General features: G+C 39.3%; 24 protein-coding genes, 1 tRNA gene and 2 riboswitches. Of the genes, 20 read left to right on the top strand and 5 right to left on the bottom strand.

The window, feature by feature from the left end; genetic code table 11:
* Positions 1–397: 397 nt before the first annotated feature.
* From U8D43_RS05080 to U8D43_RS05070, 3 genes are all read left to right on the top strand, one after another.
* A complete protein-coding gene (locus U8D43_RS05080) occupies positions 398–1,366 on the top strand; it encodes a TAXI family TRAP transporter solute-binding subunit (RefSeq protein ID WP_335869917.1) in 969 nt (322 codons plus the stop codon).
* Positions 1,367–1,516: 150 nt separating this feature from the next.
* A complete protein-coding gene (locus U8D43_RS05075) occupies positions 1,517–2,026 on the top strand; it encodes a DUF1850 domain-containing protein (protein WP_335869916.1) in 510 nt (169 codons plus the stop codon).
* A complete protein-coding gene (locus U8D43_RS05070) occupies positions 2,019–3,992 on the top strand; it encodes a TRAP transporter permease (RefSeq protein ID WP_335869915.1) in 1,974 nt (657 codons plus the stop codon). The genes U8D43_RS05075 and U8D43_RS05070 overlap by 8 nt, the downstream gene beginning before the upstream one ends.
* Before the next feature lie 57 nt (positions 3,993–4,049).
* On the opposite strand, the gene U8D43_RS05065 is transcribed toward U8D43_RS05070, so the two are convergent.
* Positions 4,050–4,271, bottom strand: a complete 222-nt coding sequence (locus U8D43_RS05065) for a hypothetical protein (RefSeq protein ID WP_335869914.1) — start codon at positions 4,269–4,271, stop codon at positions 4,050–4,052.
* A 133-nt stretch (positions 4,272–4,404) separates the two neighbouring features.
* Here U8D43_RS05065 and U8D43_RS05060 point away from each other — a divergent pair.
* A tRNA-Val gene (locus U8D43_RS05060) sits at positions 4,405–4,476 on the top strand.
* A gap of 91 nt (positions 4,477–4,567) precedes the next feature.
* On the opposite strand, the gene U8D43_RS05055 is transcribed toward U8D43_RS05060, so the two are convergent.
* Positions 4,568–5,119 (bottom strand): tyrosine-type recombinase/integrase, encoded by a 552-nt coding sequence (locus tag U8D43_RS05055; protein WP_335869913.1) that lies wholly within the window; start codon positions 5,117–5,119, stop codon positions 4,568–4,570.
* 1,008 nt (positions 5,120–6,127) lie between these two features.
* Here U8D43_RS05055 and U8D43_RS05050 point away from each other — a divergent pair.
* A complete protein-coding gene (locus tag U8D43_RS05050) occupies positions 6,128–6,670 on the top strand; it encodes a DoxX family protein (RefSeq protein ID WP_335869912.1) in 543 nt (180 codons plus the stop codon).
* 118 nt (positions 6,671–6,788) lie between these two features.
* On the opposite strand, the gene U8D43_RS05045 is transcribed toward U8D43_RS05050, so the two are convergent.
* Together U8D43_RS05045 and U8D43_RS05040 are read right to left on the bottom strand one after the other, a co-directional pair.
* Positions 6,789–7,289 carry a transposase gene (locus tag U8D43_RS05045; protein ID WP_335870148.1) on the bottom strand — a complete coding sequence of 167 codons (501 nt, stop codon included), beginning with the start codon at positions 7,287–7,289 and terminating at the stop codon, positions 6,789–6,791.
* Positions 7,290–7,374: 85 nt separating this feature from the next.
* Positions 7,375–7,626: a helix-turn-helix domain-containing protein gene (locus U8D43_RS05040; protein ID WP_335869911.1), complete on the bottom strand. Its 252-nt coding sequence runs from the start codon at positions 7,624–7,626 to the stop codon at positions 7,375–7,377.
* Positions 7,627–8,384: 758 nt separating this feature from the next.
* Between U8D43_RS05040 and U8D43_RS05035 the strand changes: the two genes are divergently transcribed.
* Complete coding sequence (locus U8D43_RS05035; RefSeq protein WP_335869910.1) at positions 8,385–8,930, top strand: histidine phosphatase family protein; 546 nt, start codon at positions 8,385–8,387, stop codon at positions 8,928–8,930.
* 153 nt (positions 8,931–9,083) lie between these two features.
* Here the strand turns inward: U8D43_RS05035 and U8D43_RS20900 are convergent, their stop codons facing one another.
* On the bottom strand, positions 9,084–9,428 hold the full coding sequence (locus U8D43_RS20900; RefSeq protein WP_442893561.1) for a tyrosine-type recombinase/integrase: 345 nt from the start codon (positions 9,426–9,428) through the stop codon (positions 9,084–9,086).
* A 242-nt stretch (positions 9,429–9,670) separates the two neighbouring features.
* On the opposite strand from U8D43_RS20900, the gene U8D43_RS05030 reads away from it, so the two are divergent.
* From U8D43_RS05030 to U8D43_RS04965, 14 genes are all read left to right on the top strand, one after another.
* The gene (locus tag U8D43_RS05030) at positions 9,671–10,000 is read left to right on the top strand and encodes a PadR family transcriptional regulator (protein ID WP_335869908.1); all 330 of its coding nucleotides are present in this window, start codon (positions 9,671–9,673) and stop codon (positions 9,998–10,000) included.
* Positions 10,001–10,963, top strand: a complete 963-nt coding sequence (locus tag U8D43_RS05025) for a permease prefix domain 1-containing protein (protein ID WP_335869907.1) — start codon at positions 10,001–10,003, stop codon at positions 10,961–10,963.
* Positions 10,964–11,550: 587 nt separating this feature from the next.
* Positions 11,551–11,737: riboswitch (cobalamin riboswitch) on the top strand.
* 165 nt (positions 11,738–11,902) lie between these two features.
* Entirely contained in the window at positions 11,903–12,451 is a 549-nt protein-coding gene (locus tag U8D43_RS05020) for a cob(I)yrinic acid a,c-diamide adenosyltransferase (protein WP_335869906.1), read from the top strand.
* A 126-nt stretch (positions 12,452–12,577) separates the two neighbouring features.
* Entirely contained in the window at positions 12,578–14,101 is a 1,524-nt protein-coding gene (locus tag U8D43_RS05015; protein ID WP_335869904.1) for a cobyric acid synthase, read from the top strand.
* Positions 14,085–15,125, top strand: coding sequence for a nicotinate-nucleotide--dimethylbenzimidazole phosphoribosyltransferase (gene cobT / locus U8D43_RS05010; protein WP_335869902.1), 1,041 nt, complete (start codon positions 14,085–14,087; stop codon positions 15,123–15,125). The genes U8D43_RS05015 and cobT overlap by 17 nt, the downstream gene beginning before the upstream one ends.
* A 58-nt stretch (positions 15,126–15,183) precedes the next feature.
* A riboswitch (cobalamin riboswitch) is annotated at positions 15,184–15,396 on the top strand.
* A gap of 160 nt (positions 15,397–15,556) precedes the next feature.
* Positions 15,557–16,561 (top strand): ABC transporter substrate-binding protein, encoded by a 1,005-nt coding sequence (locus tag U8D43_RS05005; RefSeq protein ID WP_335869901.1) that lies wholly within the window; start codon positions 15,557–15,559, stop codon positions 16,559–16,561.
* A complete protein-coding gene (locus U8D43_RS05000; protein WP_335869900.1) occupies positions 16,524–17,597 on the top strand; it encodes a FecCD family ABC transporter permease in 1,074 nt (357 codons plus the stop codon). The genes U8D43_RS05005 and U8D43_RS05000 overlap by 38 nt, the downstream gene beginning before the upstream one ends.
* Complete coding sequence (locus U8D43_RS04995) at positions 17,590–19,071, top strand: adenosylcobinamide amidohydrolase (protein ID WP_335869898.1); 1,482 nt, start codon at positions 17,590–17,592, stop codon at positions 19,069–19,071. Before U8D43_RS05000 ends, U8D43_RS04995 begins: the two co-directional genes overlap by 8 nt.
* Complete coding sequence (gene cbiB / locus U8D43_RS04990; protein WP_335869897.1) at positions 19,061–20,035, top strand: adenosylcobinamide-phosphate synthase CbiB; 975 nt, start codon at positions 19,061–19,063, stop codon at positions 20,033–20,035. The genes U8D43_RS04995 and cbiB overlap by 11 nt, the downstream gene beginning before the upstream one ends.
* Before the next feature lie 4 nt (positions 20,036–20,039).
* Complete coding sequence (cobD, locus tag U8D43_RS04985; protein WP_335869896.1) at positions 20,040–21,119, top strand: threonine-phosphate decarboxylase CobD; 1,080 nt, start codon at positions 20,040–20,042, stop codon at positions 21,117–21,119.
* Entirely contained in the window at positions 21,116–21,667 is a 552-nt protein-coding gene (locus U8D43_RS04980) for a bifunctional adenosylcobinamide kinase/adenosylcobinamide-phosphate guanylyltransferase (RefSeq protein ID WP_335869895.1), read from the top strand. Before cobD ends, U8D43_RS04980 begins: the two co-directional genes overlap by 4 nt.
* Positions 21,664–22,425, top strand: a complete 762-nt coding sequence (gene cobS, locus U8D43_RS04975) for an adenosylcobinamide-GDP ribazoletransferase (RefSeq protein WP_335869894.1) — start codon at positions 21,664–21,666, stop codon at positions 22,423–22,425. The genes U8D43_RS04980 and cobS overlap by 4 nt, the downstream gene beginning before the upstream one ends.
* Entirely contained in the window at positions 22,377–22,997 is a 621-nt protein-coding gene (locus tag U8D43_RS04970; RefSeq protein WP_335869893.1) for a histidine phosphatase family protein, read from the top strand. Before cobS ends, U8D43_RS04970 begins: the two co-directional genes overlap by 49 nt.
* Positions 22,946–23,383, top strand: coding sequence for a bifunctional adenosylcobinamide kinase/adenosylcobinamide-phosphate guanylyltransferase (locus U8D43_RS04965; RefSeq protein ID WP_335869892.1), 438 nt, complete (start codon positions 22,946–22,948; stop codon positions 23,381–23,383). The genes U8D43_RS04970 and U8D43_RS04965 overlap by 52 nt, the downstream gene beginning before the upstream one ends.
* Positions 23,384–23,909 lie beyond the last annotated feature (526 nt).

Raw genomic sequence — 23,909 nt, 5'->3', positions numbered from 1 at the left:
AAAAAATATTATATAAAGCGTTTGCACTGTAAATTGTAGCATAAAAATATACCAATTGCAGAATCAATGATTGTACAAAAAAATTAGAGGAACTAATAGTACATTAATATAATAGTACTGAAAATTCCGGGTAGGGAAAATAAGGCATTGATCCACAGTTTATAAAGGATTTATTAAGCTTTTATCTTTTAAATGCAGTTTGCAGTCTACAAAATACTATATTTGTTTTACTATTACTATTATTATCGGCAAATTAAAAACTTAGAAGAAGTAGCAAGAAGTCAATAGAAATAAGGAGATTCCTTCGTAGTCATGCTGTTTTTTATTGACAAGATTTGATAGTTATATGATAAAATGTATACGGTGAACTGAAAAATTATTAAAGGGGGATATGAATATGAATAAAAAAAGCTTTATTTTGGTAACAGCTTTATTGATGACTGTTTCCATGTTTCTAGCTGCATGTGGCGGCGGATCAAGTAATGGGGAGAGCGGAGAAGTAGACCGTATTACCATTGCTACAGGTGGTACAGGTGGTACATATTTTCCTCTAGGGGGAGCTTTTGCTAAAATTATTGAAGACGAAACAGGTATTGAGTCTAACGCCGAAACGTCAGGTGCTTCAGCAGAAAACATGACAACATTAAAAGATGGCGATATTGAAATTGCATTTACACAAACCGATATTGCAAGTTATGCTGCAAAAGGCGAGCAAATGTTCAAAGAAAAAGTAGATTCAGCTCGTGGAATTGCCACTTTATACCCAGAAACGATTCAAATCGTAACGACAAAAGATTCTGGTATTATGAGTGTTGAAGATTTAAAAGGAAAAGTAATATCGGTCGGTGAAGCAGGTTCTGGTACACGCTTGAATGCAGAACAAATTCTAGAAGTTCACGGAATGACGTTCGATGATATTACCGTTCGCGATTTATCATTTGGGGATTCAACAACAGGTATTCAAGACGGAACGATTGACGCAGCGTTTATTACGTCTGGTACCCCAACTGGAGCGGTTGAAGGACTTGCCGCAACAGAGGACATTACGGTCGTATCTATTTCAGAAGATATGATTTCCAGCTTAATAGACAAGTATCCATACTATGCTCAAGATTCTATCCCAGGTGGAACATACAGCAAACTAGATGAAGAAATTACGACAGTTGCTGTTCGCGCGATGCTTGTAACACGCGAAGACTTACCAGAAGATGTTGTATATGATCTAACGAAAGCCATCTTTGAAAACACAGATCAAATTACACATGCAAAAGGGAAAGTAATCAAAGCGGAAACAGCATTAGAAGGTATGGGTATCGAGTTACATCCAGGTGCCAAAAAGTACTTTGATGAAAAAGGAATTCAATAGTAGATATAGAGTTCTTATGAAGCAGAATAGACCGAATGAAACTTCGGTCTATTCTTTTCTTATGAATGGTGAAACGATCAAAGATTATTGGATGTGTGCGCTTAATTTTTTGGTGCAGTCAGTTATTGATGAAAACTAGGTGAACACAAAATGAAAAAAAAGAGACTTTTCTTCAGTACGTTCCTCCTCCTAACTATCCTTCTATTCCTTCCATTTCGACTAGCTTTGATTATGGAGAGTCGTGAGGATGAATATATTCTTGCTTATTCGCCTGTCAAGATAGGAGAAACGTTTCGTGTCGAATATACTCACTCTATTCATCTTTCTCAAGTGGTAGAGTGGTATAACATAAGCAAAAACCAACACATTGTACAAACAAAATTAACTTATGAAGATATGGCAATTGGCATGCCTTCTTCAGCAGAAGCTGGAGAAGTGTTTACGATGACGACTGATGGTCAATATGAAATTGGAAAGATGAATCGGATTTTTCCATCTATTTCGATGAGAATTGGAAAGGTGAAGGCTAATCATCTTTTGCATATTCAAGACCGAACCTACCCCTTTACTTCATATTTTGAAGGGGGATCTGGGGTGAAGCTATCTGTTGGAAAGTTATCCCTATGGCAAATGTGGAAAGGAGTGAATGTTCATGAGTAACAAGCATGAATCATTATCTGCCCAAGAGCAGAAGCAACTATTAGAGCGTTTTGATCCAGAATCAAACACAAGAGATATTAAGGGTTGGATGGGATGGTTAATTTTCTTAGGTCTTTTAGCTTTTTCGATTTTTCAACTTTTTGCATCTATTTCGCAAATTTTCCCACGACAAACTTTGCTAAGTATTCACTTAGGGTTTGCATTATCATTAATATTTTTGTTATTTCCAGCTCGAAAAAATTCATTAAAAAAAGGGAAGGTTGCTTGGTATGATCTCATTTTAGCTGGAGTTTCTATCGTAGTAGGTTCCTATTTGCCTATTATGCATGAAACCATAGTGAACCGAGTGGGAATAATGACCACAACCGATTTTGTTATCGGATTACTGGCCATTGTTCTAGTGCTAGAAGCTACTAGGCGAGCAGTTGGTATGCCAATTACGGTTATCGCATCCTTATTTTTACTTTACATGTATTACGGGCGTTCTATGCCGGGATTTTTATCTCATCGAGGCTATGACTTGGATGACATAGTCAAGACCATGTTTTTTACAGGTGAAGGTATTCTAGGGACACCTTTATACGTATCGGCTACGTTTATTTTCTTGTTCTTACTATTTGGTTCTTTCTTAGTGAAAACAGGAGTCGGACAGTATTTTAATGACTTAGCTGTGGCGATTGCAGGAAAACGCGTTGGTGGACCTGCAAAGGTAGCAATCTTTTCCTCAGCTCTACAAGGAACAATTAGCGGAAGCTCAGTTGCCAATGTAGTAACATCTGGATCATTTACGATTCCGATGATGAAGAAGCTTGGTTACAAGAAGGAATTTGCTGGGGGCGTGGAAGCAGCTGCTTCCACGGGTGGTCAATTAATGCCTCCAATTATGGGAGCTGCCGCCTTCTTAATGGTGGAGTTTATTGAAGGCATTACGTATTGGGAAATTGCCAAAGCGGCTGCCATTCCAGCACTTCTTTATTTTACTGGGATTTGGATTATGACTCATTTTGAAGCTAAACGTATTGGTTTACGAGGATTAACAGAAGAAGAAATGCCGAATCGGAGAGAAGTATTGAAGAAAATATATTTACTTATTCCGATTTTAACGGTAGTCATTCTTCTTGTTAGCGGGATGAGTGTCATGAGAGCAGCACTTTGGTCAATAGTTTCTACGATTGTTGTAAGCGCCATTCGGAAAGATACCCGTATTGGGTTAAAGAAAGCCATTGAAGCCCTCGTTGACGGAGCACGAACAGCTCTTGCGGTAGCAGCTGCCACGGCTTGTGCTGGGATAATTGTCGGCGTTGTCACGAAGACTGGACTTGGTTTAACACTGGCTAACGGTCTGGTTGATTTAGCTGGAGATTTAGCTAGTTCTGAAAGCGGAAAATTATTATTAACCCTTTTCTTTACCATGATTGCGTCCATTATCTTAGGTATGGGTTCGCCAACAACCGCTAACTATGTTATTACATCTACCATTGCAGCACCGGCGATTATTTTATTAGGTGCACCAGAACTTGCAGCCCATTTGTTTGTCTTTTACTTTGGGATCATTGCGGATATTACTCCACCTGTTGCCTTAGCGGCCTTCGCTGCTGCCGGTGTTTCAGGCGGAGAACCGATACGAACGGGAGTTAGTGCTGCAAAACTAGCCATTGCAGCGTTTATCATTCCGTATATGTTTGTTCTATCTCCGGAGTTGTTAATGATCGATACTACCATACCAAATTTACTTTGGATTATTTTTACAGCTGTAACAGGAATGATAGCAATTGGAGGCGGAATGATCGGTTTTTGGTACCGAAAGCTTCATTGGGTTGAAAGAATCATCAGCGTCATTGCAGGATTATTACTGATTTATCCTCAAATCCATACGGATTTTATCGGACTAGCTGTATTTGTCGGTATGCTTGTTCTACAATTTATGACAAAAGAAAAGAAAAACCAAACATTATCAGAAGCATAAAATCAACCTCTAGGATCTTCCTAGAGGTTTTCTTGTATTTAAAATTAGGGTGTGGAATTAGGCTGAAAAGGATGTGTCTGAATGAGGAAGGGGTTGAGTGGCGAGTATATTGGCCAATGAAAACGTCCGAATTTCTTTTCTAATTAAACAATAAGCTCGAATATGTGTATTAGAGATGGACGTAACGATTACTTTTCTTTTTGTACACACTCCATTCTTGGAATGGTAAATCATTTCAAGTGCAATTTTCCTAGATTTTGAAGTATAGAGATCCTTCATGATACATCACCTCCGTTGTATATAAATAGTATATACGAACATTTGTTCTTTATTCAATCAAAATGAAATGCATTAAAAATTCATTGACATTGCTAAAAAATAAATTATAATAATAAATGTACTGAATCATTCTGATCTGATAGTTCAGCGGGAGAATACGTCCTTGACAGGGACGGGGTCGGGGGTTCGAATCCCTCTCAGATCATACCATTTGATGAGCTTCCATCCTTTATGTACCAAGGGGTGGAGGCTCTTTTTGGTTTGGACGATATTCCTTCGTTTATTCTCGAAAGGAGCTATTGTTCACAAGTCCAATTGAGTTCTTCTTCAAAAATTTCTGCCACTTCATCTTGGGTATTGGGAAGTAAGTGTGCCAAGGTCAGGAAGGTAATCTTAGGATTGGCGTGTCCAAGGCGAGTGGCCACTCTTACGGAATCAATCCCTTTTGAGAATAAAATAGATGCATGGGTGTGGCGTAAATCATGAAAACGAACTCTTTTAACTTCAGCGTTATCGCAAATTCTTTTCATCACACGTAAAAGATTCCTGGGATCTTGGTGCTTTCCCATTTCTGTTGTAACAACCATGTTGGAGTTATGATAGGTAGGACCTAAGCGATTTTTCCAGTGCATTTGCTTTTTTTTGTGTATTTCGAGCTCTGTCATTACTTGGCTCAACATCTCGTGCTCATCAAGTTCCATAAGAAGTTTTGCTAGTGCTTTTTCTGCATCCTTTTTTCTTTCAAAGCCTCCTTTTGTCTTTTGCATTCGTTTCCCTGTCACAGAATTCTTTCCAATCTCCTCTTTGTAACTATAAGTGTTTCCTCTCTTAGTAATAGTTCCTTTCATACTAAACTCCTCCTACTCTTTTAGGTAGCCTAAATGTGGTAGAAGTGAGTGTTAATGGTGTTTCAAATATATTAAGTACTTTAGAAGGTCATCCATATAATCCATTTGAAGAAGGATATAAAGGAAGTATAATTAATCAGTACATGAATACTTGTTCTTCAATGGGTATATTTATGGTATTTTTGTTTCAGGAGTACTTGTTGGAACACTATTAGCTATTAGATTCAAAGGAAGTGAAAACGACACTAATGATACAGATATCGTAGTAAAAGAGTAGCATTCCATTGGTGGCTTCTCTTATATAGGAACACCCAAAATTTTTAAATGATCACAAAAAACGCCCAATATTTAGGGCGTTTTTGTCTTAATGGATGCTTTTTCTTCAACAAATAGCGTCCGTTTACAAAATGTGGTTTTAATAAGGATAACACTGATAGATTCGAAACAAATTTGTACTGTATCGGCTATTTTGGAATTTAAATAAAGTCATGATGTTTATAAAAAAGTTACTCCGTTTTCACTCTTCGGTTATGGTTATCTAAAGGAGTGTCTTGTCTGAAAAAATGATTGTAAGATTTGAGTGTGTTTAAAATAATTGGTCTTAGGTAAAATGGCAGCATTAAATAGGAGAATGTTGTTTAATCCATTTGTAAATTATTACTTCTGAAATACCATATTCGCTAGATAATTGACTGACGGGTGTACCCGAGCGATAAAGCACGACTACTGTTTATTTGAATTCTTGGCTATAACTTTTTTGACTCATAATACGGACACGTCCTCTCGTTATTTCAATAGTAATACTTAACTAAGTTGTGTCCATACATCTATACTACATTCACACTTTATTAGTTCTAAATGTATTTACAATATATTTTGCCCGTGGTAAACTTTTATGCGTGAAAGAAACATTGTATCGCATAAGGCATAGGATTTATTAGTAAACCTAACCATGTTTAATGATTTTTTTACATAAAAAATCCCTAAGAGTCAGAAAGGAGGTATCTTATGAAAAATGAAATTGATAAAGTAGGGGGTTTTTCATCTCTTATTGTTTTAATGCGTATTCTTTTTGGGGTAGGTTGGTTACTAGCAGGAATAACCAAAATTACTGAAAAATTATGGTTTAAAGAGCCAAGTTTATTTTTGAGAGAATATCTATTAGATTCTTTACAAAAGTCTAATGTCCCATCTTTTTATAAGTTTTTTCTAGAAAATATAGCTTTAGAACAAGTAATGGTGTTGAATTATGTTATCCCAATTGTCCAAATTATACTTGGAGTATTCCTTTTATTCGGTTTATTTACCATTCCTTCTATTTTTATTTGTCTCTTTATGCATATAAATTTCATTCTTTCTGGAAATATGAATTTAATGAGTCTTGTGCTTTATACAAGTGCATTTTCATTAATAATTTTCAAGTCAGATGTGTATTATCTCAGTCTCGATAAATACTTTAAGCTAAATACTCTTTTGAATTTCAATAGGAAACAAAGAGGAAAAACAATGTCCGTACTACCTAACAAAGATAAAATAACTATTAATTCATAAACCTGAATTAAACTAAAAACTATTCTCTCGTTGAGTTATGACCAAGAAAGGTTTAAAAAAGGGTCCTGACAAGGAATAAATCCCACCTATAACCCTTTTTTCTCGTATTATATCCTAGTCAGGAATATCTCCCTCGATTGGTTGTGGAACATTTTCTAAATCGATCATATATTTTAAACGCACTGAAGAAACTATACGTTAAGACATAAACGATCAATGACTTCCTCGGGCTTTTGGTTAATTTCAGAGATGAAAGCTTGAACATTCTTTCTAATGTCAGCCACAGAGCTATAAAAAAATTGTAAATGACAGATGTTTTCAACCATTTCCACAAGCCTTCGATTGGATTTAATTGAGGGCTAAATGGTGATAAAAAAACGAAAGCTAATCGATCTTCGTGTTGCTCTAAGAAGGGTTGAATCAATTTTGCATGGTGGATCCTTGCGGAATCAAGAACCATCACAATTTTACCTGTAGGATATCGTTTTAGTACATTTTCAAGAAAACGAAGAAATGTTTCAGCATTAAATTGTTCTTCTTCCATACAAGCGACAGAGTCTTTTTCATAATCTAATACACCTAAAAGCTTCACACTTTGGTGTTTACCATAAGTAGGTATAATTCTTTACTCTCCTTTTGGAAACCATGTGTAGCCAATCGTTAAATAATCACGAATAGAAGACTCATCTTCAAATAAAAGTGTATCAAGCTCTCCATTTTCTAGTTTTTTTTAAAACCGCTAAGTGTCTCTCGAAGCGCATTTTGTTTTTTTGGTATGCTTTCTCTAGCGTGTAAGTAAGTCTGGTATGACTAAATCCTAGTCGGTGTAGGAGCTTTAGAACACCTCGCTTTGAGTAAGTCAAGCCAAACTCACGCTTCATCCACTCACTTAAAAGTGGACTTGTCCAGTTCATCGTTGTTTCAAAACCTACTTCTGCTGGCGTTTTTTTTTTCACCTGTCCCGAATTTTTTCACTTGTTCAGTCGTTAGGTGGCGTGGAGTACCTGGAGAATAGCTCATCTCTAATCAATCCACTCCATTTTCACGGTATCGTTTGATGTAATTCCCGATAGTAGATGTGCTGTGTCCCCTTCGTTCAGCTGTTTTTTCGAACCGAAAACCCTTTTAGGTGAAATAGCCACAATGTATACGAAAAGAGCCTTTTATTAAAGCAATCTTCCTATCCCATACAAGAATATAAGAACCACTATCTCGCATATAAAAACACTTCCTTAACAAGTAATGCCTTTGAATATGTGCTTAGAATTTAGATTATTCAAGCAAATAAACTTTAAATGGAAAAAGATACACGTATAATGTGTAAAGGGGGTATATTCGGGAGGGGAGAAGATGCTGAAAAGGAAGTATTAGGTCTAATTGGTAACGTATTTTGAACAGGAAGGAAATTCATCAGATATTTTAGAAAGAACGGTGAAATAAGTGAAGAAGTGGATGTAAAAGTGAAAGAGCAATGAATATACGTCCATAGTACATTTTTTATAGCAGTTTTAGATGAAAACGTAGTTGATATAGTTTTTCTATTTAAATATGAATCTGATAAGGCGATTCCCAACAGTCCTGACGGAGTAGAGTCAGTAAACAGGATGACAGCTCAACAACCCTAATGCTCCCTATTTTGTAAAAGTGAGTATTAAAAGGGCTGAGATCATTAAGAGTGCAAATATTGCCTTGTGAGGTTTGATAGGGAGGAAGTATGAATAAAAACATTTACATAATAAGGCATTGTGAAGCTATTGGGCAATCTTCTGATTCAAAATTAACAGAAAATGGATTTATTCAAGCGGGTGAATTATCTGATTTTTTATTAGATTTTAGAGTTGATAGAGTTATTTCCAGTCCATTCTTACGAGCTATTCAAACGATAAAGCCATTTGTCGAGAACAAGAATATAGAAATTGAAATGGATAGTCGATTAAGCGAACGTGTCCTTGGTTCAATCTTTTTTCCAGATTGGATGGATAAACTGGAAGCTACATTCAATGATATGTATTTAAAGTATGAAGGTGGAGAATCGAGTATCGAAGCCAGGAATCGAATTGTAGAAGTTGTAACTGATATTTTGGAAAGTAATTCTGAAAATACGATTATCGTGGCACATGGAGGAATTATATCCCTATTATTAAATCACTATAATCAGAATTTTGGCTTTGAGCAATGGAAAAGTTTGAGTAATCCAGACGTGTACCAATTGAGAATTTTTAAAAATGAATTCCAAGTTAAACGATTATGGATAGAATGATAGAGTAAAAAAGACCTTCAATATGTTTTGAAGGTCTTTTGTGTGATATTTAATTAGAAACTGAACAAGTCTGATGCTGAACGATCCGTTTCCTTTGTTCTTTGAGCATAGATGCAGCCGTAATTCTTGTAGTGATATGCCCTAATCTGTCATTTATTGTTTAAGGTCTATTCTTTGTGACGATAAGTAAGTGGCTGATGCGTGGCGAAGGTCGTGTGGTCGGATATACTGAAGTTTATTTCGTTTTAAAAATCTTATCCATTTTGTTCTTGCGTAAGATTCATAGTAAGGTAGACAAAATTCGTTTGCAAATACAAAGAAGTAGTTACCACACCACTTGTCTTGTAGTAATTCTTTTTCTCTAAATCGCTGTGCTTGGAATCTTTTAAAGAGCGGAATCAAATTTGAAGGTAATGTGATTTCACGAATAGACCCCTTTGTCTTCGGATCTTTTAGTAGGAATCTCCCTTCTTTTATGTGTACCAATGGTTGATTCATCGTTAGTTGCATTGATTTAAGCGAAGTGGCAGAGGAAAAGTTTGATGATTTCATACTCGAAGGAAAGGCAGAAAAAGGAAATTGAGTATCACGCAAATACAGTATTTGTGTGATAAATTTTTTTTTTTACTTTATCTGTCGTAGTAAATAGGGTATACTCAAATTACTACGACAGATGAAGTGAATATTATTAATTGCGGTAAAACCTAAAAGGGTATGAACTATGAGAAAGGAGAATATATTTGATTAGCAGTGATGTTATGCGAGGTTATAATGACACAATTATTCTCTATATGTTATTGGAAAATGATTCTTACGGATATGAAATCTCAAAGAACGTAAAAGAACTATCACATGAAAAGTACATCATAAAGGAAACAACATTATATTCAGCATTCAATCGTTTGTTGAAAAACGGTTACATTGAATCATTCTATAAAGATGAGACATTTGGGAAGAGGCGGACCTATTATAAGATTACACGATCAGGGATTAACTATTATAAAGAAAAGTGTAAAGAATGGGAGTTAACAAAGGAAGTAATTAATAAATTTATTAAGGAGGAGTTTTAAGTGGATACCATTATTAATTATTTGAACAATATGTTTGCACATTTGCCAAAGACTAAAGAAATGGAAGCATTGAAAGAAGACATGCTAACCAACATGGAAGACAAATATTATGAATTGAAAAGAAGTGGGAAGTCAGAAAACGAAGTAATCGGAATCGTTATGTCTGAGTTTGGTAATATTAATGAGTTAATAAAGGAATTTGACATAGATCATAAAGAGAAAACCGGAGATCTTCCAATTCTATCAGAGGAAGAAGTAAACGATTATTTGGAGGCAAATAAAAGATATAGTATGTTCATTGGTATGGGTGTAGGTTTGTGTTTGATTGGCGTATCTTTGTTATTGTTATTTACTGAATTAATAGGCGTGCGGATCTTTACAGGTATTTCACAAGAAGTAGGGGGTTTTGTCGGAGTCATTTCGTTACTTTCACTTGTGGCTGTAGCGGTTGGTATGTTCATCTATGCAGGAATGGGCTTAGATAAGTACAAGCAAATAGAATTTCATTTTGAATTGCCTGTTCATGTGAAAAACTCTATTGAAAAAGAATATGATTCTTTTCGCTCCACCTATACAATGTCACTAATTACCGGTGTGGTTTTGTGTATCTTGTCGCCACTTTATTTAATGATAGCTGCAGCTTTTAATACGGATGCAATTAGCTATGGAGTAGTAGTACTTTTGCTTATCATTGCTGTAGCTGTTTATATATTAATATATTTTGGTTTGAAAAGAGAAAGCTATCAAAAGCTATTAAAAATTAATGAATACTCCATTCCAAAACATACAAACAAAGTAATAGGTGCCTTTGCAGCAATTTTATGGCCTTTTACTGTTATTCTTTTCTTGATTAGTGGGTTTATCTTTCACTTATGGTATATTAATTGGATTTTGTTCCCTATTGCAGGATTATTATTTGCAATGTTTAGTGGTGCATACTCAATTATGAAAGAAAAAGATTAATAGCCAAACCGAATTAATAAAAGCCAGTATGCTTAAAATAAAATAAAATAAAATAAAATAAAATAAAATAAAATAAGATTCTATTCAAAGAGCATGGTAAATTAATTATCTTTTTGTACCTCGACGAAAGGGAGTAGGTGTTGAGAACTGTAGGATAATTTGATTATAAAGGAAGACACTTCTCCACTTTTATATCTGCAATTTCTACTCATTCCATATGAAATATGATAACACTTGGAGGAAACTTCAACTTCAATGAAATGATATGGTAATCATTCTTAAAATCAAGAGACGATGAATTTAGATACCGTACCTTACCCATTTCCTATAGAGCATTAGTGGTTTGGAGTGGAGGCACCTTTTCTTCGTCTTACAAAAGGAACGGAACAGCCCTTTTGGTCGACACGGCTACATGGGTATCAGAAAATGCCAACTAAACATTTATTTCCAAATTTCTAGTCGTTTTTTGTTGGTTGGACAAATTACAAATAGTTTTATGCAATACTATAGATATTCACTAAAGACTTTTCCGGCATATTACGCTACAATGAATTCGTCGGTAGTTTCATAGGGTTTCATTAATTACATATTTCGATCAACAAATAGGTGCCTTTATGATGAAGGTTAAAAGGGAAGCTGGTGAAAATCCAGCACGGGCCCCGCCACTGTAAACGTTTAGCAATGCTATAGTCCACTGTGTGAAACAAGCATGGGAAGGAACAGCACTGCGTTTGAGACGTGAGTCAGGAAACCTGCCTATTTGTTTTTTAGGATTCTGCGAGGAAAGAATGCTTAAAGTCATATTTAGTGCAATTAAATCTCACGCCTTCTGTCTATTCGGATGGCTGTAGATTTGTTCATTTATTGAATGTCCTTAAGCGTCTTTTCTGTGTTTACTCAGGAAGGCGTTTTTTTATTGGAGACAAAGAGGAGGCAACGATGAATAAAATGGTGAAGCAAAGAGGTCTGACATTAGTGTACACAGGAGATGGTAAAGGCAAGACTACGTCTGCGATAGGGTTGGCGGTACGAGCAGTCGGAAGAGGGATGAGGGTGAAGGTCCTTCAGTTTATCAAATCCCCTGAGCGTAGCTACGGAGAGCAGCTTGCTCTTAAGAAGCTTGGTGTGGAGATGGTCCAGTTAGGCATAGGTTTTACATGGACAAAAACACCAGAAGAGCACAGGGACGCATTGCGGCTGGGCTGGCCGATAGCTAAAGAAGTCGTGATGAGTGGGGAATACGATGTTGTTATTTTGGATGAGTTGAACAATGCTCTCGCAATTCAGAGCTTTCAGGTAGACGACGTTCTTCCAATAGCTGAAGTTCTTGAACTTATCCAGAACAAGCCAAAACACGTTCACCTTTTGATCACCGGTCGGGATGCACATGAAAGAGTAAAAATGTCAGCTGATTTGGTTTCTGTCATTGAAGCTGAAAAACATTATTACAACGAAGGGGTCTCGGCAGTTAAAGGAATTGAATTTTAACCGAAGGGAGAAGATGCCATTGTGACAAACTGAAGAATGGTCATTGTTGTCCACACGCATATCCAATTTATTTCCGAGCTGGAGCTGGTTGAGAACTGGATACAACGTTGTTTGGAGGGGAGATTTATGTTTAAAGGAACACCAATCATGGTGCAGGGAACGCATTCAGATGCCGGGAAAAGTGTGATTGTTACCGCCTTGTGCCGCATTTTTGCGCAAGACGGATATCGGACAACACCGTTTAAATCCCAGAATATGTCGCTCAATTCCTATATTACGTCTGATGGAAAGGAAATCGGAAGGGCGCAGGGAGTACAGGCGGAAGCGGCAGGTGTAGTAGCGACGACGGAAATGAATCCAATTCTGATCAAGCCGACAGGAGACTATCAATCACAAATTGTCGTGAACGGTGTACCTTTTCAAAATATGAAAGCCGGCGAGTACCGACAGGATTTTTATGAAAAAGGATTGCAGTTGATTCAGGAATCGTATTCCCTACTTAAAAAAGATTATGACTGTATTGTAATAGAAGGGGCAGGGAGTCCTGCAGAGATTAACCTAAACGATCGTGAACTCGTCAACATGCGTGTTGCCCGGCTAACCAATGCACCAGTCATTCTCGTAGGGGATATCGAAAAGGGTGGAGTGTTTGCCAGCCTCGTCGGAACGTTACAGCTCTTGGAAAAGGCGGACCGCCAAAGGGTAATTGGTATTGTCATCAATAAGTTCAGGGGTGATGTATCGTTGCTTACGCCCGGCTTGAGTTGGCTAGAGGAATATACAGGGGTTCCTGTTCTTGGTGTTGTTCCGTATGTAGCGGATTTGAACATTGAGGCAGAGGATTCGGTCATTCTCGACAGTTACACCTCAACTAGGGATTCAACAAGAGAATTGGACATTGCAGTCATTCGGTTTCCTTTTATATCTAATTTTACAGATATCGATCCTTTCTTTAGCGAACCGGATTGCCATGTGCGATATGTTCAAAAAGCGGAAGAGTTAGGTGAGCCTGATATGGTGGTGTTACCGGGTAGTAAAAATACATTAAGCGACCTACTTTTTTTACACGATAGTGGATTGGCGAACCGTATTTACACACTGTCAGAGCAAGGAACGGCTGTTTTCGGCATATGTGGAGGCTATCAGATGCTAGGGGATAAGGTAGTGGACGAGCATGGTATGGAATCGTCAATGAAGGTGGTTGCTGGGCTGGGGCTGATTCCGGCGGTGACATTTATTTCAAAAAAAAAGACAACACTTTTGTCTAAAGGTATAGTAACGTTTAGTCAAAAAGAATTACTGGTAGAAGGATATGAGCTTCATATGGGAGTGACGGAACAGAAGGAAGAATTGTCTCCGTTTATAGAACTGCCCGGGAGAGCTGAAGGTGTCCAGTGCGATAATATTACCGGGACATACTTTCATGGGATTTTTCACAATGATGAATTCCGGGAAATGTGGTTAAATTCTCTGAGAGTAAAGAAAGGACTTGAACCCATTGAAAACCGAATTTCTTTTGCGAGATTAAGGGAGGAGTCCTTTAATAAGCTTGCAGATGTGGTTAGGGAGCATCTTTCGTTAGAGTTGATTTATAAAAGAATGATAGATTTTCAAAGAGAAGAGAGTGATAAACATGATTCGCCGTTTTAACATAGAACCTGTCAATAAGGATCAAGGAGACAAAATACAGGGCTATTTAGACACTTTGACCAAACCGCAAGGGAGCCTAGGGATAGTAGAAGATATCTCCATTCAGCTCGGGCAAATCACCAGCAATGACTTTCCGGTAGTTACGCCACCAGGCATTATCGTGTTTGCAGCCGATCATGGTGTAGCGGCTGAAGGAGTTTCAGCCTATCCTCAGGAAGTGACGGTCCAAATGGTTCACAATTTTCTTAACGGGGGAGCAGCCATCAATGTGCTTGCAAAGCAGATTGGGGCAAGAATCGAGATTGTTGACATGGGGGTAGCAAGCGATTTGCAAAGAGAGGGCCTCCATATCAAAAAAGTACGACATGGTACAGGCAATTTTCTAAAAGAGGACGCAATGACACGAGAAGAAGCTATTCGAGCAATAGAGGCTGGAAGTGAGGTGGCAACGAAGGTATTAAATGATGGTGTGAAATGCCTCATCATTGGGGAAATGGGAATCGGAAATACGACGAGCAGCAGTGCTGTACTTGCAGTTTTAAGCGGGCTGGATGTATCCCAAGTGGTTGGTGCTGGAACAGGAATTTCAGATGAAAAACAAAAAAATAAGCGGGACGTGATCCGCCAGGCAATCGACATGCGGCAACCTGATCAGGGAGATCCAATTGATATTCTTTCCAAACTCGGTGGTCTGGAAATTGCCGGGATGATCGGCGCCATTTTAAAAGCTGCGGAACAGAAAACGCCTGTTTTGATAGACGGATTCATCAGTACGATTGCTGCTCTTCTCGCAGCAGAGTTACACAATGAAGTTAAAGATTATCTTTTTATCGGCCACCAATCACAAGAAGTAGGGCATCAGCATGCTATCAAACTATTAGAGAAAACACCTATCTTAAACTTAAGTTTAAGACTAGGTGAAGGGACAGGTGCTGCTCTGGCATACCCCGTACTCCAAGCTGCAACGAATATCTTAAAAGAAATGTCCACGTTCACCGCTGCTGGTGTAAAGGGAAAATTATAGTGAAATAAAAATTTACAATATTGGAAAATTACATTATAATAACGAAAGAATAAAAAAATGAATATTACGACAAATAGGTTCCTTTCATGTTCAGAAATCGTACTGGACATGGAAGGTGAAAAGGGAAGTTGGTGTAAATCCAACACGGTCCCGCCACTGTAAGCGTTGAGGAAAGCTGTAAGAGTCCACTGTACACGATAAAGGTGTATGGGAAGGCACAGCGGACCAGTGAAGCGTAAGTCAGGAGACCTGCCTATCTTGTTATTTAAGCTCCTTCGAGGAAAAGGGTGTTTAAAGTACGGAGTTTCCTTGTATATGGATTTGCGATAGCAATCTAGCATACTCGGGATACATAGGTGCTTTTGGACATTCAACGCTTCCTTTGGAATGCGTTTTTTTATTTGAGTAAAATGTTAAAGGGGAAAAGAATTATGAATCAGTTAAAACAAAAATGGGGGATTTTCAGTTTTGTCCTTATCCTGACTTTGGGTATTATAACTGGCTGTGGAACCTCAACAAATGAAAAAAATAAATCCGTTAATGGAAACTCTAATGAACAGGAGTCGGGTCAGGAACAGGCGCAAGAGTCAGAGACAGCCTTTCCTGTCACGATTGTCGATGATGCTGGTTCAGAGGTTACCTTGGATGAAGAACCAAACACGATTGTTTCCATGCAACCAAGCAATACGGAAATAGCTTATGCGCTTGGATTGGGAGAGAAAATGGTCGGGGTTTCGGATTTTGCCAACTATCCTCCGGAAACGGCAGATGTACAAAAAGTGGGTGGTCAGGATATGAATGTGGAATCAATCTTGACCCTTCTACCTGATGTTATTTTTGTTACTGATTACCATCAACAGAACCACAAGGATATTTTAAAACAGTTTGAGGGAGTGGGTATTAAGGTAATCGTCATCGGTAGCGAATCTTCATTTGCAGATGTTTATGAGACGATGGAGCTAATCGGGAAAGTTACAGGTAAGACAACTGAAGCAGAAGCGCTGATTACCGATATGAAGGACCGCCTTATTGCTGTTAAGAAGAAAGCAAAGGAAGTAACAGATATGAAGAAGGTGTGGGTGGAGGTATCGCCTGCACCTGACATTTACACAACTGGGCAAGGAACGTTTATGCACGAGATGCTCGAATCCATCCAGGCGGAAAATGTGGCAGGTGACCTGGAGGGGTGGGTAAAACTAACGGAAGAGGAAATCGTCCAGTTGAACCCGGATGTCATAGTCACTACCTATGGCTATTATGTGGATAATCCGAAAGAAGGAGTTATGGCTCGTTCTGGTTGGTCCGAGGTTCCTGCCATCAAGGACGGAGAGGTATATGATGTGGACAGCGATACGGTAACTAGACCTGGACCTCGTCTCATTGAGGGAGTGGAAAATCTTGCGAAGCTTATCTATCCAGAGGTTTATAAGAAATAAATTTGTTTGGCTTTATATCGGGTGTGGAGGGTTTGTACTTGGTACAGCCCTCCTTGGTTTATTGAACAGCAGTGTTTATCTCCCAGTACCAACTATTTTACATATTTTATTTGAGAATATGTTTGGGTTTGGGTGGCTCGTTGATGTTCCGAAAAATGAAGTAATGATTATCTGGAATATCCGATTTCCAAGGGTGCTTCTTGCCATGATTGTGGGGGCATCTCTGGCACTTGCAGGGGCAGCATTTCAGGGCTTGCTACGAAATCCTTTGGCAGATCCCTATACAATCGGGGTTTCCTCCGGGGCAGCTCTTGGGGCAGTTGCGGTGATATTCTTTAACATTACCATTATAGGATTAGGAAGCTTCACCCTTCCAGTGGTATCCATCATAAGCGGATTGGTGTCCCTTCTGTTTGTGTTTGGATTGGTACGATTAAGTAACAGGGGACTGGCAATAGAAACGATTATCCTTGCAGGAATCATCACCAGCGCATTCATCGGTTCCATTATTTCGTTGATTATCGCACTTGGTGATAAGGAATCTATGACGCAGATAATATACTGGCTGTATGGAAGTGTCGGCATGAGAGGTTGGGGGCATGTGCAGCTAATTTTTCCGTTTATGATTTTGGGAGCTGCTTTGTTGTTCATACATATTCGTGAACTAAATGCGATGGCGCTCGGGGAAGAGGCAGCTGATCATATTGGGGTGAATGTGAAGAGGGGAAAGATTAGGATTCTCCTAGGTGCATCTTTATTAACTGGATCAGCTGTTGCTGTGTCGGGTTCCATTGGATTTGTAGGATTGGTGATTCCCCACTTTGTCCGACTGATGACAGGTCCTAATCACCGCCATGTGCTTCCACTGTCCATGCTAATTGGTGGAGGATTTCTCGTATTAGCTGACTTAATGGCGAGAACGTTGATTGCACCAAAGGAACTTCCAATCGGAGTCATCACAGCCTTAATTGGAGCGCCGATTTTTGCCGTTCTTTTAGTAAAGGAAAGGATTGGAAGGGGGCGGAGCAATGATTAAGATAAAGAATTTGGTTGGAGGATATAGTGCAAGAGACCCTATTATTAGAGGGGTAAATCTAGAGATTTTTCAGGGTGAGTTTTTTGCGTTACTCGGCCCAAATGGAAGTGGGAAGACAACTTTATTTAAACTGGTCACCGGCCAGCTTCAGGTTTTCGAAGGGGATTTGCTACTTGCAGGTAAGTCTGTTTCATCTTTGTCAAAATTGGAAAAGGCGAAAATGGTGGCGGTGCTGACCCAGGAGATTCATGTCTCGTTCGACTACACAGTGGAGGAAATCATCAGCCTTGGTCGGTATCCTCATCAAAAAGGTCTCCTGAAAAGTTTATCTGCTAAAGATAAGGAAATCATGCTTCAGGTAATGGAAGTAACGAACATCACGAGGTACGCTAATAAACAGTTCAGAAAACTGAGCGGTGGGGAGAAGCAACGGGTGTTACTCGCTAAAGCGCTGGCTCAAGAACCAGAAATTCTTTTACTGGATGAACCGACAAACCATCTTGACATTAAGCATACTTTTCATATGTTGGACCTTATTAAAGAATGGCAGAAGACAAAGGGTCTGACTGTCTTTGCGATTCTACATGACTTGAATATTGCCTCCCTATACGCCGATCGCCTTGCCCTTTTACATAATGGATTATTTCTGGAAGTGGGCGATGCGGAAACACTTCGGAAAGAGAAACAGTTGAAAGAGGTGTACGAAGTGAAGATTGGGGCTGATTCCCATCCGGTCGTTCCGAAGCCTCAGCTTTTCATGACGCCAAAATTTGTAGAGGAAAATGAAAAGGTCAGGTTTAGCAATAACTTTACGTTCCAACAGGACGATGCATGCCTACATATTCAATCCAGCCTCCCTCTCCGTACCATTTCCAATGGGGTAGTGGGAGATGGGATCCAGTGGCACAAGCATTTTTGTAATTTTCATGTGAATAAAAATTACAACTGCAGCGATCCGGTAAGGGATATAGAGGAATGGCTAGTAGTGAAGGGGATTCCCCCAGAACAGACGGTCGGGATGATGACGGCCGTTCATCTCGCTGACGTGGTGGTAAGGAAGAAAGTAGTGGAGGACCTTGAATTTATGGTAGTTGTAACAGCCGGAGTGGGAAATGCGGTGGATATTACGAATGCAAAATGGTGCCCAGCTCCTTTTACGGTAGGCACTATAAACACCATGGTATTCATCAATGGCCATTTATCCGATAGCGCATTGGTCAACGGACTGATGTCAGCCACAGAAGCCAAAGTGAAAGCCCTAAATGATCTGAATGTGAAGGATCCCCAGACTGGAACGATTGCATCAGGCACTTCGACAGATGCAATGGTACTAGCAGTGACGCAACAAGGGGAGCGAACTCCTTATGCTGGCTCCGGTACGCTCCTTGGCATAGGAATTGGTCATATTGTCTATGAAGCAGTGAAAGAAGCTCTTTTGAAATACTGGAATCGAGTAGAAACTAATGATAGATAATTTTTTTATAGGACTCATAATAATATTGGGAGCTGTTTTACTGGACTTCATTCTCGGAGATCCACGTTGGTTACCGCACCCAGTCGTGCAAATGGGAAGGTTTATTTCGCTGTTGGACAGAAATTGGAATAAAGGGATCAATCGAAAAGCGAAAGGAGTAACCCTTACATTGACCATCGTAATTACTGTTTATGGTCTTACCCTTCTCATGGTCTACTTAGCAAATTTACTTCACTTATGGGTTGGTGTGGCAGCCGAAATCTATTTCACTTTCACCACCATCGCAATAAAAGGGTTGAAAGATGCAGGCAGAAGCGTATTTAAACCATTGAGTGTGGGGAATCTGGTCGAGGCGAGAAAGTGTTTAAGTATGATAGTCGGCCGTGACACTGAAAAGCTTTCGGAAAGTGAAATTGTCAGAGGAACAGTCGAGACAGTTGCTGAGAATACTGTGGACGGAATTACTGCTCCACTATTTTGGGCAATGGTCGGCGGTGCACCCTTGGCAATGGCTTACCGAGCTATAAACACACTTGACTCCATGGTCGGCTATAAAAATGATCTATATAAAGAGTTCGGTTGGGCCTCGGCAAGATTGGATGATTTGGCAAACTTTATTCCAGCAAGACTAACCGCTCTTACCATGTGGCTTTCTTCGTTTTTTATAAAAGGTTCAAGAAGCTTTGAGGCATGGACAATCGCGCTGAGAGATGCTAAGAAGCATCCCAGTCCTAACAGTGGATGGTCGGAAGCGATGACGGCAGGGCTGATTGGAATTCAACTGGGTGGTGTCAATTACTACAAAGGAATAAAGTCTGACCGAGCAACGATGGGGGAAGCTTTGACACAGCTTAAACCAACTGACATTACTAAGAGCATTTACTATATGCACGGAGGCTGGATAGGTTTTGTATTACTAGGAACAATCTTTTTATTATTACTGCATTTGGTTGGAGGGGGATGATGGAATGAACTGGCCAGAACACGGGGGGCAGCCTGCACAAATGAAAAAGTTATTTCATTTGAAGAAGGAAGTCGAGGTCTATGATTTCAGTGCAAACCTTAATCCGATAGGTCCACCGAAATGGTTAAAGGAAGAAATGGAGAAGCAGTGGCAAAAGCTCATGTGCTACCCTGACCCTCATTATTCCAGCAGCAGGGCTACTTTGGCACGAATCGAAGATGTTGATGAGGATGAAATCCTTTTAACAAACGGTGGGGCAGAAGCTATTTTCCTTGTTGCCAAATATTTCGAAGGGAAGAGGGCGGGGATAGTGCACCCGGTCTTTTCCGAATATGAACGAGCGTGTAGACATTACCATCTGGATGTGACAGATGTCTTGGTGTCAGCAGAAGACGACTTTCAATTGCCCGTGAACAAGATTGTAGAGCTCATGTCGGATATAGATGTCCTATTTCTTTGTCGCCCCAATAATCCAACCGGTATGGTTGTGCCGAAAAATGAAATGAAAATCCTGCTCGAGCAGGGATTAATCAGCCATACTTATTTAGTGGTAGATGAAGCATTCGTCGACTTTATTCCATCCGAGTCGTTGGGGCCACTGTTGAAGAATTATCCCAATATGGTTTTGTTGCGGTCTTTGACGAAAATGTACACCATTCCTGGTCTTCGACTGGGCTATATCATGGGGGGGAGTAGGATTGTAGAAGTGTTAAAAAAGGAACAGATTCCCTGGAGTGTCAATGCAATAGCGGATGCGGTGGCACCTCGCCTTTTAGAAGATAAGGAGTTTTTGATACGGACCTTTGAGTGGCTTCGTGAGCAGACAGATGTGTTGCGGACCTTTTATGAAGGTCAGGATTTTTATATGTCTCCAACTTGTGTGAATTTCTATCTAATGCAGGATCAAAAAAATCCGAATCAGATGGAGGAACTTTTCAACTTTTTGTTGAGGAACGGGATATTAGCAAGGCATACCCATAACTTCAAAGGACTAGGCGGTCGTTTTTTAAGATTTTCCATTCGGTCGGAAGATGAAAATACTAAATTGCTCAGATTGCTCCGGAAGTGGAGAGAGCGAGGATGATTGTCTTTGTTTCAGGAGGAGCTCGCTCAGGAAAAAGTACTTTTGCAGAGAGGATGGCACTTGATATTTACAATAAGAATAAACTTATCAACGGCCGTCTCTTTTATCTTGCTACTGCAAAGAGAAGTGATGAGGAGATGGATAGACGAATTTTCCTTCACCAAAAGGGACGAGGAAAAGTTTGGGAGGTCTTGGAGGAGCCCTATGATTTAGATAGGAAATTGGGACTCTCCCGAAAAGGAGATGTTGTGTTGTTGGATTGCCTGACTATTTGGCTAAGTAATATGATGTTTGATCGTGCCACTTCCAATGATGAGATATTAGATGAGGTGGCAAAATGGACGAAGATTGTCAGAAAGAAGGATGTCAAGCTCTTCATTGTATCTAATGCTGTCAATGAAGAGCTTCCTTCAAAATATGATTCGGTCAAGCATTATGTTTATCTACTGGAGAAACTCCATCAGCTCATAGTAGAGCAGTCAGATGTCGCTATTCAGGTTAGGTCAGGAATTCCGAAGTACTGGAAAGGTGGAGAGGTTATCTCATGAAAAACAGCGTGTATGGTTTCCTTTTGGCGCTTCAGTTTTTAACAAGAATACCAGTACCATTCGAGTGTCCATGGAATAAGGAGACAAGCAGATGGGCATTAAAGTGCTATCCGCTAACAGGCATTATTCTAGCAAGTCTGCTTGTAATTGTTGTTTGGCTTTTACAGCCAGTTCTGCCATTGTGGATAGTGGCGTTACTTGTTTTGTCCTTTTGGATCTGGCTCACTGGTGGTTTACATTTAGACGGATGGATGGATGTGGCGGATGCAGCGGGCTCGAACGCTCCGCTTGAGAGGAAATGGGAAATTATGAAAGATCCCCATGTAGGAAGCTTTGGCATTTTGAGCCTTTTATTTTTATTAGTTTGGAAGACGGTTTTTATTTATCTAATATTAGAGGTGTCTTATCTACATATTTTTTCTTTCGTTATTATACTAGCTTTCTCTCGGTTTATTGCAGTGTTCCTTATGTGTTTTTACCCTTCTGCTAAGCAGAAGGGTCTGGCTGAGGAATGGAAACGAAACTTAACTAAGGTGGATGTTGCACTGGCATTCCTTCCTTTAGCTGTAGCGTTAATTTTTCTACCTAGTTATCTTATATTGTTACCTGCATATCTGTTATTTAGTTGGTGTTATGGTCTTTGGATGATGAAGAGATTTAAAGGAATCAATGGAGATCTATTGGGCAGCGCTATTGAAGGAGGAGAGCTATGGGGACTTGCCGTCGTGTGGATTTATATCTCGTTCGTCATGGGCTAACGGATTGGAACAGGGAAAAGCGATATTTGGGACATACTGATAGGGATGTAATCGTAGAGGAGTTGGAACAGCTTTCTAGTTTGAAGAAAGAAATAGGTAGGTTGCGCTTCCACTATGTTTATTCCAGCGACCTTGTGAGGTGCCTCTCTACATTGGATTTTCTGGATTTGTCGGTTACTTATTGTGAGGATGCGAGATTAAGAGAATTGAATTTTGGGGAATGGGAAGGAAAAACGTTTGAGGAGTTAAAGGATTTTTCCTTGTACCATGAGTGGATAAATAATTGGGAACAGACAAGCCCTCCTAAAGGGGAGTCAGGGATTGCATTTCAACAGAGAGTGAATTCGTGTGTCGAAGAAATGTTGGAGACCATTGATTCTGCTAACATTTTAATTGTCACACATGGTGGCGTGATTCGATATCTACTTTCCAAGTTTAAAGCCAGCAATTTTTTTTGGGAGTCTCCTGTGGTGAAACATGGACAATGTCTAGCAGTGAGACTAGTTGAGCGGGAGGGGGGATGGACGTGCAGCTCGTTATTGGTGGTGCCTACTCTGGAAAAAGGAGAGTAGTAAGAAAGAAAGTGAACGGGGGATTCTCTTGGGTCTCCGCTTATGAAGGTAAAGCTTTTACAGATTGGAGGGCTAGTTGGGAAGAAAAGTCTACGCTAGTCTTGGAAGGCTGGGAAAAGTGGCTTGAGGATGCCATTCTTCTGGAGAGTGAAGATGACATTATTCGCGAGTCATTTATTCAATTGTTTCAAGATTTAGTGAGGGAAGAACAAACCAGAGGAGAAGAAACGGTGTTGGTCATGCTGGAGATTGGAAGGGGAATCGTTCCAATTGAAAACAGATACAGAAGATTGCGTGATTTGGCTGGCTGGATTGCTCAAGATGCAGCAAAGCTTGCTAAAGAAGTGCACTATGTATGGCATGGGTTGGCTGAACGATTAAAATAATTTTACTTATGATATTTGGCTTTGTAGCATTAGTTTCCCTTTTTTTACTAACTTATAATAGGATATTGGAGGAAAGAGAGGTGTCTTAGTATTACTTTCTAATTGGAGGGGGATTGAAAAGAATAAACATTGCTGCTCTATTAATACTCAATCGGATTAAAGGAAAACAAAAAATTGAACTTAACTCCACCTGAAAAAATTCCAATCCTTATTTGTTCCGAAATAGGAAACTTTAATGGAGTAAGTTCTTTAATAATGATTTCTTCTGATAATTTTGTTTCTATTTCAGCTCATTTTTGATGGAATTTTCTATATTGCTATTGATTTCCATCTGAAATATCCGGATAGCTGTTCAGAAACAAAGTTGTTTGTCAGTTTATAGACTGGTATGAATAGTAACAAACTTTACGAAAACAGCCTTCCACAATCAATTGAGAGGATAAACATCTGGAAGTTTCGTTACACATATTAGGTTCAATCCGTTGTGGAAGCTACTTTCTTGAATTCGTATCAGTAAATTAGTAGG

It is taken from the genome of Bacillus sp. 2205SS5-2, assembly GCF_037024155.1.
GTDB lineage: Bacteria > Bacillota > Bacilli > Bacillales > Bacillaceae_K > Bacillus_CI.
This window is presented reverse-complemented; position numbering and strand designations above follow the sequence as displayed.